Here is a 13,691-nt window from a genome sequence, read left to right on the forward strand (position 1 = left end):
CCCCACCGCAGATATCAAGCATTCAAGATTTTCCAGACCCGCAAGAAGTCTATGGCTATGTGAATATAACTTGTACTGTAACAGATAATGTTGCAGTAAATGTGCTCAAGGTAAACATAACGTCTCCGAATAGCGAGATAACAAATATCAGTATGATAAGAATTTCGGGCACAGATAATTACTATTACAACACAATTTACTCTATCAAAGGTATCTATTCTTATTATATCTGGGCGAATGATACAAGTAACAACCCGAGCAGGTCTGGAGTATATCATTTTGAGATAGATGTCACAGCGCCAGAAATTACAAATGTACAAGCTTATCCAACCATGCAAGCTCAAAATGGCTGGGTAAACATAACTTGTACTGTAACTGATAATGTTAAGATTGATAATGTTAAAGTCAGCATCACAGGTCCCCTAGGCTTTACACCAATAAATAGCGCAGTGACTCAAATTCCAGGCACAAACAACTATTATTATAACTCAACTTATGCAATTGCGGGAGTCTACTCTTTTCATATTTGGGCAAACGACACAAGCGCTAACGAAAACGAATCTATGGAATACTATTTCACTATAACGATAGCACTCAGAAAAGTTATTGAAGATAGAGAAGTTAATGTAATCGGCATTGGAAACGGAACAGTGAATATAGAAGCGGTTGGGCTACCCCATTCATTGCCTGAAAAACTACAAAATATTACTTGCATTGAAGTTACAATCACGGGCGAGCTTACTTACATAAACATCACTATAAAATACAGCGATGAGGATGTTAAAGGTTTAAATGAAGCAACTCTCAAAATGTACTACTGGACAGGCACAGAATGGAAGCTCTGTAATAATACAGGTGTAGATACGGAAAACAATATCGTGTGGGCAAACGTGACCGAGCTAACTATCTTCGCGCCAATGGCTGAGGAAATAGAAGCAGTGCAGCCTATAAACTGGCTTTTGTATATCGGAATAATTGCAATTGTAATAATACTCGTAGTTGCAGTCGTAGTAATAGCTCATCTCAAAAAGAAGTAAGCCGAAAAATCCTTTTAATAAATAACCAATTACTAAGCCATATGCGCGTAGCAATGTACTATAATAACAAAGATATTCGGATAGAGGAAATGCCAATTCCTAAAATTAGCGCTGATGAGTTACTAGTTAAAGTAATGGCTTGCGGTATTTGCGGTAGCGATGTGATGGAATGGTATCGCATTAAGAAAGCGCCTTTGGTGCTAGGCCATGAAGTGACTGGCATTGTTGAGAAAGTTGGTGAAAATATAAAAAATTATAAAAAAGGTGATAGAGTTTTTGTCTCGCATCACGTTCCTTGCAATACCTGTAAATATTGTTTAAGTGGCAATCATACAGTTTGCGACACTCTAAGAACAACTAATTTTTACCCTGGCGGCTTTTCAGAATATATTCAAGTACCTGCAATTAACGTTCAATATGGTGTTTATAAATTGCCAGATGAAATATCTTTTGAAGAAGGTACTTTTATAGAGCCTTTAGGATGCGTAGTAAGAGCTCAGAGGATAGCAAAAGTAGAGAAAAACCAATCTGTGCTTGTGCTAGGAAGCGGTATTGCAGGGCTTTTGAATATTAAGTTAGCTAGAGCGCTGGGCGCTAAAAAAATAGTTGCAACTGATATAAACGATTACAGACTGAAGGCTGCTCTAAGAGCAGATGCTGATGCAGTAATCAATGCTAAAGAGGATGTTTCTAAAAGAGTGCGCGAAGCTAACGAGAATGAGCTTGCGGATAGGGTAATAGTCTGTACCTCAGCAATGTCAGCAATTGAGCAAGCGTTAAAATGCGCTGATCGCGGAGGTATTGTGCTATTCTTTGCGCCCACAGAGCCTAGGATTACAATTCAGCTTAGTCTTTGGGATGTTTGGCATGATCAAATAACAGTAATGCATTCTTACGCAGCAGCTCCACAAGATATTATAGAAGCGATACAGATAATTTCTACAAAAAAAATAGAAGTAAAAGACCTTATCACGCACAAACTAAGTATGGCAGAAACTGCTAAAGGCTTTGAGTTGGTTTATAAAGCTCAAAACTCTATAAAGGTAATTATAGAGCCTCAGAGGTAGATTAAAAAATAATGGTATACCTTATAAAGCTCGGCGGAAGTGTAATCACCGATAAAACGAAATTATATGAATTCAGAGAAGCTACTACCATGAGATTAGCGAAAGAGTTAAAAGAAAGCGCTCGAAAATATATTATTGTGCATGGCGCAGGCTCTTTTGGGCATATAAAAGCGAAGCGGTATAACCTTGACTCTATCACTAAAAAAAATATTTCAAAATTTCGTGCAGGTATAGCTGAAGTGCAATACGATGTAAGAACTCTTAATCTTAAAGTAACCAAATGCTTGAGCAGTGCAGGTCTTAACCCAGTAAGTGTACCTCCTAGCATGATAGTGAAATGCGAAAACAAAAAAATAAAATATTTCAACGATGAAATTTTTAGAGATTATATTCGAGCAGGCTTAACACCTGTAACTTTTGGAGATGTTGTATTAGATGAAAAGCTCGGCTTTTGCATATGCTCCGGCGATCTGCTAATGCTAGAGCTTGCAAAGAAATTCAAGTTTGAAAAAGCAATTTTTTTAATGGATGTAGATGGGTTTTATAGTGGAGAGCCTAAGAGCAGTAAATTAATACCGGAGCTTACTAAGGAGCTTGTAACAGCAGTAAAACCAAATTCTAAAATTCCAGATGTTACAGGTGGCGCTTACGAAAAAATGCGTATAAGTCTAGAGCTAGCACGGCATACTAAAACTATTGCAATAAACGGTAATATTAAGAATAGGCTGAAAGAAGCTATTGAGGGCAAGCCTGTAATAGGCACGAAAATAAAAATAAAATGAGAACTTTAAAATTTGCAGATTGTAATAAAGAATATCAAAAAGCTAAAATTGTAATTCTAGGAGTGCCTTTCGATACCACTTCTTCTTTTAGAGCAGGCTCTAAACTAGCGCCTAACGCAATACGTGAAGCCTCTCATAATTTCGAATCTTACATTTTAGATTGCGATATTGATTTAAGCGAGTTGCCACTTTGCGACTTAGGTAATTTAGAAGAATATGGTACTCCAGAAGAACTTTTAAAATCGTTAGAGCCAGAAATCGAATCGATAATAAAAGCGCAGAAGATGCCTATCCTGATTGGCGGTGAGCATACTTTAACAATAGCAGCTGTAAGAGCTTTTAAAAAGCAATTCAAAGAGCTTTCTGTGGTAATTTTAGATGCGCATTTAGATTTTAGAGATGAGTACATTGGCTTTAGGAATTCTCATGCCTGCGTTACTAAAAGATTGTACGAAATTGTTGGTAATAATAGAATTCAACTGCTCGGGGTGAGGTCTCTATCTAAAGGAGAGAAAGAAGAAGCTGATAAAATTAAATTTCGCTACTACACAGTTTCTGAAGTTAAGCGCAGAGGTGTTCCTAAACTTTTGAAAAATGTTTCGCAGTTTTATCTTTCACTTGATTTTGATGTTCTAGACCCTTCCTATGCTCCAGGAGTTAGCAACCCTGAGCCTCTAGGATTACACTTAAATGATATTTTAGAATGCATACAGCTACTAGCGCCAAAACTTGTAGGCTTCGACCTTGTTGAGGTATGTCCTCCTTACGACAATAATGGAATTACCTCAATATTGGCTGCTAAAACAATACAATATTTAATAGCAAATGCTTGGAAAAAACAGCTCTCTAAGCGCTAGCAATTAGCTCTTTACTCAAAGTAGAAAAAGCTTCTTCTACGTTTTTACCGGTTTTAGCACTTGTAAATAAATAATTACAATTGCACCTCTTGCCTGCTTCAGCTAAATCTTTTTCTGTTACTACCGCCTGAATTACCATATCCGCTTTATTGCCCACAATCACTATAGGAATTTTATCTGTTACTTTAAGCAGAGCCTCTACCCAGTTATCAATATTTTTCAAGGTCTCTTTTTTCGTAATATCGCATACAATTAATGCACCATCGGCACCTTGGAAATAAGTACTGTGCACGCTCCTAAAATCTTCCTGACCTGCAATATCCCAGAGCATCAATGTAAGCACAATATCAGGAGCATCTTGATACTTTAAAGTCAAAACTTTTTTCGTTATTTTAGCACCTATCGTAGATAGATATTTATCATCAAACACATCGTAAACATATCTGCGAATAAGCGAAGTCTTGCCAACACTAGGATCGCCGAGAAGGCATACTTTTTTAACAACTCTTTTTACTTCTTTAACTACTACTTTTTCAATATGCTGAAGAGCTTCTTGCTTCTTTGCAATGGCTTCTTGAAAGTTTGGTTTTAGTGCTAATACTTTATCGAAGCATTCTACAGATTCTCTAAATCTATGCAATCTTAGAAGCAAAGAGCCTTTATCTAGCCAGAGCTTATAATCGTCAGGCGCTAGCGCTATGATTTGGTCAGCACATTTTATAGCTTCGTCGTAATCACCCCTGACTAAATGCACTGCCTCTTTATTACGCCATGCTTCTACATAGCTAGTATCTATTAGCACAGCGCTATTAAAGCAATCTAGAGCCTCATCAGATTTGCCTAGCAGCAGTAAAACATTGCCTTTTTCGTAATAAGCTTCTTTATATTTAGGTTTTAAAGCAATAGCGCGATTGAAATGCATTATAGCTTCTTCATACTTCTTTTGCTTAGCAAGCCTCTTCGCACTCTCGCACCAAAGCTCTGCATCTTGCGCCATGTAGCAAAATAGATTTAGAAGTATTTATACATATATAAATATTTAATATTCAAAGCCAATTGATAAATAATGCTTGCAATCAAATTTGTAGATAGGGAAGCTCAAGTAGAAGAGCTTATTAAATGCTTTGAAAAATCAGCTCGAGGTTTAGGTAATACTGTATTTATTACTGGCGAAGCAGGTATAGGCAAGACAGCTCTTGTAGAGCAGTTAAAGGAAGTAGCTATAAGAAAGGGCGCCCTTTTTTTAGCAGCTGAGTGTAGAGCCCCTGTGCTAACGCCTTACGAACCTTTTACAGAAGCTTTTTCAAACATTATTGAGAGCTTACTGCCTACTGAAGAAGTTACCTGTATAGAAGAAGTTTTTTTAATTAATACTGCAGGCTTACTACTGGCGCATGTTTCTAAAAAAGAAGCTCTTATAGATAGAGAAGTTGTTGGAGGAATGCTCACAGCGATTCAAGATTTTGTGGCGCAGTCTTTTAGAGAGAAAGCTAAAGGGCTAGAAAAGTTAGAATACGGCAAGACAGCAATACTGCTAGAGCACGGAGCTAATGTGTTCATTGCATGCGTAGTTGCGGGGAAAGAGCTCCCTGCTATTAGAAACGATATGATAAGCGCGCTACGTAATATTGAGACTCAGTACGGTAAAATTTTAGCTGACTGGGATGGCAATGTTTCCAAAATTAAAGGTATAGAAGCGAACGTAAAAGAGCTTATAGAGAAAAGGTACGTTCCTGAGTTTAAAGACCCTGGCATTATAGAGAGTAAAAAGCTAGAAATTTTCGAAACCGTTTTGAGAACTTGCTTGAATTTAGCGCAAAAGCAACCTGTAATTATATTTCTAGATAGACTTGAACTTGCAGACAACGCTTCGCTTGAATTACTACACTATTTAGCTAGAAATATTGCTCATGCTAATGTAATGCTGTGCTGCGCATATCGTAGCGAAGAGCTAGAGAGAAACAGCCAATTAGTCAATACAGTTCACCTAATAAAGAAAGACACTTCTGCTATTGAGCTTGCCCTAGATCATTTCGATTACAATAATTTAAGCAAGCTCGTAGCAACTATATTTCCCAAAAACAATTTCCCGCAAGAATTTATGGAAGTAGTGGGTGAGAAAGCAGGAGGTAATCCTTTCATTATTCAAGAAATTTTGAAGGCTCTTGTAGCAGACGGTATAATTTATAAAGAAGAAGCGACTTGGAAATTAAAAGATATTACTGCTTTAGAGCTGCCTAAAACTATTAGAGAAGCTGTTTTCTATAGAGTTAGTAGTTTAGATGAAGAATCTAAAGAAGTGTTGAGATACTCTTCTGTTGCAGGTACTGAGTTTTGTTTTTCTATATTGCAGAAAGCTTTAGGATACGACGAAGAAAAGCTCGCAGATATACTTGAAAAAATACTAAATTCTGGGTTGCTAAAAGAAGAAAACGAGTGGTTAAAATTCGACCATGGTGTAACGCAAGAATCTATTTACAAAGGAATACCAAAATTTAAAAGAGCGATAATTCATAAAAAGCTTGGATTCGCAGCCGAAGAGCTTTATTCTAAAGAACTTGATCGCGTAGCCCCTATGCTAGCACACCATTTTTCAGAAGGCAAAGTACATGACAAAGCATATTTTTATGGGCTTAACGCTGGCGATAAGGCAAGAAAATTACTTTCGCTAGTAGAATCAATTAAGTACTACGAGCTTGCACTGAGAGCTTTAAAGAACTTGCCTGACAAAAAATCGGAGCCGCTAACATTATTAAATAAACTATGCGAAGTAAGTATTATTGCAGGTAGGTGGGAAGAAGCGCTAAGATATGCAAACGAGCTTTCGAGTTTGTGTGTTGAGTTAGGAGAGCATAACTTAAGAGCATCTTCATATATGAAAATTGCAGAAATTTATTCTAACAGAAGCCAGTGGGATGAGGCATTCGAAGCTTATAAATTGTCTTTGGATATTTTCGAGAAGCTCAAAGACCTTCAAGGCTTAGCAGAAGCTCAGCGCGGGCTTGGACTTGTATACAGAAGGAAAGGCGATTACGAGAAGGCGGTAGAGCATTACAAGAATAGTATAGAGTTGGCGAAGGTGCTCGGCGCTAAATCGTTTGTAGCTTCTGTGTACGTAGATTTGGGACTTGTATATAAAGTCCAAGGAGAACTTGAGCTTGCAGCTAAATATACCAAAGAAAGTCTTGAGACTTTAGATAAGTTAAACGAGCTTTACGAACTTGCAAGAACTTATAATAATTTAGGTACTATTTACTACGAGCAAGAAAATATTGATAGTGCGTTACAATGCTACGAAAAATGTGCAGAAATTTCTAAAAAAATCGGCTTTATGAGACCTTATGCTTACGGGCTTAGCAACGCAGCTGAACTTTATGCTAAGAGCAATCCTGAAAAGGCTATGAAATATTGCAGTGAGGCAATGGAAATTTTTGAAAAGCTCGGCGAAAAATATATGATTGCTCAAACTTACGTTCATTACGGCAATATTTATAAGATTAAAAAAGAGAGAGGTAAAGCTCAAGAGCATTTCGAAAGGAGCTTGAAGCTATTTGAAGAGTTAAAAGCACCTTTTGATTTAGGTGTTGCTTGCTACGAATATGCTCTTATGTACAAAGAGGAAAAAGAGTTTGCTAAAGCTGAAGATTATTTAAGAAAGGCTTTGATTCATTTTGAAGAAGTTGGCGCTAAAAAATATATTAAAAGAGTCAGAAAAGAGCTTGAAGAGCTCAAGCCATGAGCTTAAATTTTGTGCTGATATCAATATTTATCGGCTTGTTTGCAGGCTTATGCTCAGGCTCTTTCGGTATTGGCGGTGGCATAGTAATAACGCCTTTAGCAAGACTGTTTTTAAACATCTCAGGGCTTGTGGCAATAGGTACTTCTCTACCAGCTGCTATTTCTACTGCAATTTCAGGCGCTTTTGTATACGCTAGAAAAAAATTTATTATTTACAAAGCTTCAATTTTATGCGCGGTTGCAGGCTCTTTAATGTGTTTATTAGGTGCAAAAGTAACTTATTATTTTACAAGCCCGCAGATAATGCTTATCTTTGCAGCAGTATTAGCTCTTATAGCACTAAAATTTTTATTTTCTAAGGAAGGAAGGGTAGAAAAGCATGGCTCAATACAATTTTCATTCAATACGGTAATTATTCTTTTTGCACTGGGCGCTTTTGCAGGTTTTTTAGCAGGATTCCTTGGTATAGGCGGCGGTATCATCGTTGTGCCCCTGCTTGTAATAATTTTTAAAATTTCAATTAAGCAAGCAATAGGTACAAGTTTAATGTTTATTTCGTTGCAGGCAATTCCAGGCTCTATAGAACACTATCTACTCGGTCATGTGGATATTGCATTGATGCTTCTAATAATTTCGTGCTCTATTTTCGGTGCACAGTTGGGTGCAAGATTTACTACAAAAGCAAAAGAGAGAAATGTAAGAGTAGCATTTGCAATTTTTTTGTTTTTACTTGCTGTAACGCTTGGTTTATTTGAGCTTTTCGGTCTCTAAATGTGAATAATGCAATATTCCTACAATTCCAAAGCCAACGAGCACAACAGTAACTGCATAAACTCCAGGGTCAAGCCATTTACCAAATAATATTCCCCAGCTTATATAGAATACCAATCCTACTGTCAAAACAGCGGCATAGAAATATTTTACTATTTTAGGACTGAGTTTGGGCTCTTCTTCAGGCATTGCTTCTGTATATTGCTAAGTAAAGATAAATATTTCTTCTGTGTTTAAAAGTTTTCATAACTGCAGGAGTTATATTATAGGGCCTTGCGCGAAACCTTCTAGTTCGAGCATGTCAAGCCATCTTTGTTTGCAATCGCAACTCAAATTATCGAATACGTTAGTATTTTGGGTTAGTGAGAATTCTCTTGTCGCTCTTAAAATTGCAGAATCACATTTACCGCAGTTATGAGCGCCTCTTGCACTGCCTCCGCCAGTCGGCGAGCAAATTAACCATCCTTTTACCTCCGTCTTGCTCTCTTTCAAAACTTCCAGTACAGACCACAGCCACGGCGGTCTATATTCTTTCCTTTTCCATAAATATTCTACAAGAGTGTTTTTTTGAATATTTACCGGGTTAAAAGAAAGTGTTTGCGAATATTTACTAGCGAATTTTGCAGAATTTACTGCGTCAACTATAGCTTCTTCTTCTGTAATAAAAGGGGGCTTGATTAAAATATAAGTTCTCAACTTAATTCCTAATTCGTTAATAATTTTCGCAGCCCTTACATAATCTTCCAACTTAAGACCCTTGTTTATAGATTTTTCCAGAATTAGAGGATTTGAAGATTCTAATCCCAGAGCAATTTCTAAGTTGCATTTCTTAATTAACTTACTTAAATGCTCTTTATTTACAAACTCAGGCCTTGATTCTATAACCACTTTTTCAGCTCTACTAACGAATTCTAAAATTTTAGTTTGCGCATTTTCGGAAATTTCATCAGTATCCAAAAAACTGCCTGAGGTATATATTTTTACAATTTTCTCGTTCCTGTAGTTTCTCATAGCTCCTTCTACCTGCAACAGCAAATTTTCATCGCTTACGTCTACTTGAGCAGCTTCATTAATATATCCGCACATGCTACAGCCACTCTGCAAAGCCCATTTGCAGCCACGCGTTCTTAAAATTATTACTAACGTATCTACAACTTTACCATCCAGAACATCTCTTTCAGTAAAGCATCTCACGTAATGGGTAGAGGATTTTTTAGGGTTTGCTCCCCTTAGCATTTTGATTCTATCGGCGATCATTTTCTCACACTAGCTCTCACTTTTACGGCAATACCTCTGTTACTTTCCACCATCTCTTTAGCGCTCATTGTTGCAACACCTACAGCTCTAAGCTCGTTTTTGAACACAGCAGCTACATCGTCTCCAATCCTTATTTCTGAAGTTGCATCAATGACGCCACCTGCAAAAATATTGCCTTTAGGAACGAAGTCGTCAATTTTAACTAAGTAACTATTTTCATCAGCTAATATTTTAGCACCTTCTAGAGTAAGCGAAATAAGTCCTCGTTCGCCAGTCAATATACCAATCTGCTCGTCGCCTTTAATCAACTTTAAGTTGGGATATTTACCTAGAATTTTGCAGTTAGCAACGAGCTTATCACCAACTGGTTTACCAAACTGGAAGCAAGCTCTTGTGAGCATATTGTCAGTTGCGCAAGTATCTTGAGCTATATTTTCATATTTAGCGCAAAGCTCAGTAAGTACATTCGATAGCCTTGAAAGCGATTCTTTAGATGTAGGCTTTAGAATACATGTTTTAATTGCTTCTAAATCTATAAAGTGATAACCAGTGTGATCGACTATTACATCGTAATGATTATTCTTTACAAGCCACTGCAACAATTCATTAACAATTTTGATCTCATACTCTTCCCAATCGCCACTAACCGGTATATCATAGTGTTGTGCAGGATAAAAAAGCTCCAGTTCGCGAGGTACAATACCTAAAGGCGAGGTAACAATAACTTCATGCACTACAGCATAGTTCTTTACCCTGATAGCGCTCTTGAAAATTTTATGCGATTTAGACTGTGAGTAAGGCTTTTTTGCAGAGCATGGCAGTAGCAACAAAATTTTAGAGCTTTCAGGCTTTTTATAGCGTTCCTTTAACCGTTTATACCATCTTAAAATATCAGGTCTAAAAAAGGATTCTCTACTAGTCACTGTTAAAGATTTTTTAGTAATTGGGAAGTAAGGCTCTTGAAAATCATAATATCTGTAATCAAGCTCGCGTAAAATAGCGACAAGGGCGGGGTCACTCCTTATTCTTAATTCTACAAGCTCTCTTAATTTACCAGCCCTTATTTCGCTCCGGATTTTTTTAAGTTCCAAAAGGGCAATATTATAATTATGCTGTAGAAGGTCGTTCTCAAAACAGTATTTGCAATTACATATTGACTCTTCGAGCTCTTCAATGTTTGTCTTACCCTCAGGAGTTAAAAAATAATTTTCTCTGGAGCTTAGAACTAACTGCAGACTATCTATTAAATCCACACTCAGATAGAATAGGAGCGCATACTGATTTGGCAACCCAATACTTGGAGTGTAGATAATTTTTTGATAGCCTATTTTATCCCTGAGATTAGTAATTGTAGCAACAAACCTTTTAGGGCTTTTGAAAAGTTCTATTGAGTTTGCAACTACGTAAATTTCAGCTTTTTTATTTTTGTCTAATTTAGCTAAATCTTGAACTAAACATATTTTTTCATCACAATAATTTTCTAAAAGCTCGCTACAACTTAAAGGGTAAGGTATATCAGGCGGAATTATGTATTCTTGATTTTTCAATTTCTGAGGATAAAATTTACTTCCTGAATCTAAGATACTGAATTTATCGCTTTTTATTTCTTCATTTGCAAGTAGCGCCTCGGAGCCTTCAAATTCTTTAAATCTTTTTGACGAAATAAAAAGTATGTTTGGAACAATGAGTTTATCATTCAGCTTACCTATTCTTGCAATACAATCTTTGTAAAGGATTTCAAACATTTTCTAAGAGTTAATTACTATAAATTCTATAAAAGAAAAGAGCGCTACCTCATTCTAATCACAGTTAAAACTTTTTCTACATCTACACTTGTATTTTTGCAGCCGTCTCGCAAAAGCGGTACGCCCTGCGCCCATATCGAAGTAGAGGCTAATCTTTCAGCCCCTTGGCAGAGTTCTAACTTACATGCAACACCGAGCACAGCTTCTACAGAGTTATTTTTTAGTATATTCATTACCATACTTCCGCCAGGTATAATAAAAACTTTATAACCAAGCTTCTCAGCTTCTTTTTTTAGTGTATAAGCAGTACAAGAGCCGCATTCTTTGCAAACATAGCCCTCATCACTAAGCTCTGCTTTGCAGTGCTCTGCGCTTCTCAAACATTGCGGTAAAAAGAGCGCTCTTTTATTAAAAGGTACTTTCTTGAAACCTTCTCTATTGAGAGCATTTCTCAGCTCTATATAGAGCTCGTCAGCTAGACTTGTATCTTCATTAGCTAAGGCGAGAGCTGTTTTTACACCACTCCTTGTACTCAAATCAATACCGAGATTTAAAATTTTTTTAAGTAACGGATTGTCGATATTAGCAGAAAAGCGCCCTATAACACTACTGCCTGTAAGCAGTGATTTTTTAGAAATTTTCAAGCCTGCCTTCAAAAGCCTAGTTATCAAACCCATTTTTTATTTTTATTTTATATTGCATAGCTGATATTTTTAGTTTTCGGGAGCATGCAGTAAATATTTAAGTGTGCAGATTTATTTTGGCAAAGGAGATATTATGACTATAATTTGTGGTATTGACGAAGCTGGTAGAGGGCCAGTTATAGGGCCGATTGTAATAGCAGGTATTGCTTTAGACGACAGAGATATTGATAAATTAACAGCGCTCGGCGTTAAAGATTCTAAAAGGCATACTCCTGCAAAAAGGGAAAAGCTAGCAGAGGAAATTAAAAAAATTGCAAATTATGAAATTATTGTTATAACTGCGCAAGAACTTAATATTAAAATGGAATTTGCAACTCTTAATGATATAGAAGTCAACTGTTTTGCAGAAATTATTAAAAGACTCAAGCCTGAAATTGCTTACGTAGACTCAGTGGATGTAAACGAAGAAAGGTTTGCAACTCAGCTACTATCTAAACTAGATTTTAATTTGAATATTATTTCGAAGCATAAAGCAGACGAGCTTTATATAATAGTGTCTGGCGCTTCTATACTAGCAAAAGTTATAAGAGATAACGAGATAAAGAAGATAGAGCAAGAGCTTAACACAGTAATAGGGAGTGGTTATCCAAGTGATAGAAGAACTATTGAGTTTGTCACTCGCTTGCTAAAAGATAAAAAGGAGTCCCCATATATAAGAAAATTTTGGAAAACTGTTAAAAGATTGAGTTCAAAATGACTGACTTGGAACACTTGTTTAGAGCTGCGATTAATAAATTTAACGAAGGGGTCAAAGCCGACGATAAACTAAAAGAAGTGCTTAGAGGGCTAACAAGAAAAGTTGTAGTTGAATTAGAAGAAGAAAAGAGATATAGTTTTGTAATCCAAAACAGCGAAATAATAAATTTTAGTAGTTGTGATTTAGAGCAGCCAGACATCCAAATTATCTCAGATAGCGAAACTTTAGGAAAATTACTTAATAAAGAGCTCTCACCTTTCAAAGCTTACGCTACGGGCAGAGTAAAAATCAAAGCCTCCCCGGCTGATTTGATTCTACTGAGAAGATTCCTGAAAGCAGAATAATATTTATTACGTTGTCAAAGTGATAGCAGAAAGCAAGCAATTAATGCTAATAAAATTCCGATAGCATTTATAGGCTGAATATGCTCTCTCAGTATAAATATTCCTAATAATACTGTTACTAGAGGATATAGCGCTGTAAAAGGCACTACGATGCTCGCCTGATATTTATAGATAGAAAGATACCAGATTATTGTGCCTAGTGCGCCAAAAACTGTAGCAAGCGCTATAATTGCATAACTTTTCAAATCGCCAGTTTGTAAAGCGTCACTTTTAAATATCAAAAACCCAGCAATACAGACACTGCAGATAGCTCCTACTACACATGCGCAAAAGAGAGCTTGTATTAAATTGAGCTTTTCAGCTCCAAGCTTATATAGAAAAGCCCACAAGCCCCAGAGTAATATTACTATTAAGCAAAGTGCTGCAAGTTCTAATCTCAATTTTTTTTCCTACCGAAGCCGCCAGAGGGGATTGAACCCTCGACCTACTCCTATTCAGTTTTTTTTCCCTGAAGCCCTTTTCTTTTTAGAAAAAAGGAAAGCCCTTCACAGGAAAAGAAAAACATGGGGTTTTTTTCTTTTTTCTCTAAGAAGAGACACCTGCGGTTTCTCCCTCTACCCTCTTCCCTTCAGTTTTCTTTTTCTTTCCCTGAAGCCCTTTTCTTTTTAGAAAAAAGAAAAGCCCTTCACGGG

The 13,691-nt window shown here is 36.7% G+C and carries 14 protein-coding genes; 8 read left to right on the top strand and 6 right to left on the bottom strand.

Annotated elements, in window-relative coordinates; translation table 11 throughout:
* The 4 genes from QMD21_05250 to speB all read left to right on the top strand — a co-directional run.
* Positions 1-1,037 (top strand): hypothetical protein (locus tag QMD21_05250; protein MDI6856169.1); only part of this gene is annotated, 1,037 nt, incomplete at its 5' end.
* A gap of 41 nt (positions 1,038-1,078) precedes the next feature.
* Positions 1,079-2,104, top strand: coding sequence for a zinc-dependent dehydrogenase (locus QMD21_05255; GenBank protein MDI6856170.1), 1,026 nt, complete (start codon positions 1,079-1,081; stop codon positions 2,102-2,104).
* A gap of 11 nt (positions 2,105-2,115) precedes the next feature.
* Entirely contained in the window at positions 2,116-2,886 is a 771-nt protein-coding gene (locus QMD21_05260; GenBank protein MDI6856171.1) for an isopentenyl phosphate kinase, read from the top strand.
* Positions 2,883-3,743 (top strand): agmatinase, encoded by an 861-nt coding sequence (gene speB / locus QMD21_05265; protein ID MDI6856172.1) that lies wholly within the window; start codon positions 2,883-2,885, stop codon positions 3,741-3,743. Before QMD21_05260 ends, speB begins: the two co-directional genes overlap by 4 nt.
* Here speB and QMD21_05270 read toward each other — a convergent pair.
* On the bottom strand, positions 3,733-4,740 hold the full coding sequence (locus QMD21_05270) for a tetratricopeptide repeat protein (GenBank protein ID MDI6856173.1): 1,008 nt from the start codon (positions 4,738-4,740) through the stop codon (positions 3,733-3,735). The two genes, speB and QMD21_05270, sit on opposite strands and share 11 nt — an antisense overlap.
* A 69-nt stretch (positions 4,741-4,809) precedes the next feature.
* On the opposite strand from QMD21_05270, the gene QMD21_05275 reads away from it, so the two are divergent.
* Positions 4,810-7,482, top strand: a complete 2,673-nt coding sequence (locus tag QMD21_05275) for a tetratricopeptide repeat protein (GenBank protein ID MDI6856174.1) — start codon at positions 4,810-4,812, stop codon at positions 7,480-7,482.
* Entirely contained in the window at positions 7,479-8,252 is a 774-nt protein-coding gene (locus tag QMD21_05280) for a sulfite exporter TauE/SafE family protein (GenBank protein ID MDI6856175.1), read from the top strand. The genes QMD21_05275 and QMD21_05280 overlap by 4 nt, the downstream gene beginning before the upstream one ends.
* On the opposite strand, the gene QMD21_05285 is transcribed toward QMD21_05280, so the two are convergent.
* The 4 genes from QMD21_05285 to QMD21_05300 form a co-directional block, all read right to left on the bottom strand.
* Complete coding sequence (locus QMD21_05285) at positions 8,229-8,441, bottom strand: hypothetical protein (protein MDI6856176.1); 213 nt, start codon at positions 8,439-8,441, stop codon at positions 8,229-8,231. The genes QMD21_05280 and QMD21_05285 overlap by 24 nt on opposite strands.
* Before the next feature lie 69 nt (positions 8,442-8,510).
* A complete protein-coding gene (locus QMD21_05290) occupies positions 8,511-9,509 on the bottom strand; it encodes an archaeosine biosynthesis radical SAM protein RaSEA (protein MDI6856177.1) in 999 nt (332 codons plus the stop codon).
* Positions 9,506-11,254 carry an archaeosine synthase subunit alpha gene (gene arcS / locus QMD21_05295; protein ID MDI6856178.1) on the bottom strand — a complete coding sequence of 583 codons (1,749 nt, stop codon included), beginning with the start codon at positions 11,252-11,254 and terminating at the stop codon, positions 9,506-9,508. The genes QMD21_05290 and arcS overlap by 4 nt, the downstream gene beginning before the upstream one ends.
* A gap of 44 nt (positions 11,255-11,298) precedes the next feature.
* Complete coding sequence (locus QMD21_05300; protein ID MDI6856179.1) at positions 11,299-11,931, bottom strand: DUF116 domain-containing protein; 633 nt, start codon at positions 11,929-11,931, stop codon at positions 11,299-11,301.
* 100 nt (positions 11,932-12,031) lie between these two features.
* Between QMD21_05300 and rnhB the strand changes: the two genes are divergently transcribed.
* A complete protein-coding gene (gene rnhB, locus QMD21_05305) occupies positions 12,032-12,655 on the top strand; it encodes a ribonuclease HII (protein ID MDI6856180.1) in 624 nt (207 codons plus the stop codon).
* Positions 12,652-12,999, top strand: coding sequence for an SCP2 sterol-binding domain-containing protein (locus QMD21_05310; protein MDI6856181.1), 348 nt, complete (start codon positions 12,652-12,654; stop codon positions 12,997-12,999). Before rnhB ends, QMD21_05310 begins: the two co-directional genes overlap by 4 nt.
* A gap of 14 nt (positions 13,000-13,013) precedes the next feature.
* Here QMD21_05310 and QMD21_05315 read toward each other — a convergent pair whose 3' ends face one another.
* On the bottom strand, positions 13,014-13,439 hold the full coding sequence (locus QMD21_05315; GenBank protein MDI6856182.1) for an EamA family transporter: 426 nt from the start codon (positions 13,437-13,439) through the stop codon (positions 13,014-13,016).
* Positions 13,440-13,691: the final 252 nt, after the last annotated feature.

It is taken from the genome of Candidatus Thermoplasmatota archaeon (genome assembly GCA_030018475.1).
Classification (GTDB): Archaea; Thermoplasmatota; JASEFT01; order JASEFT01; family JASEFT01; genus JASEFT01.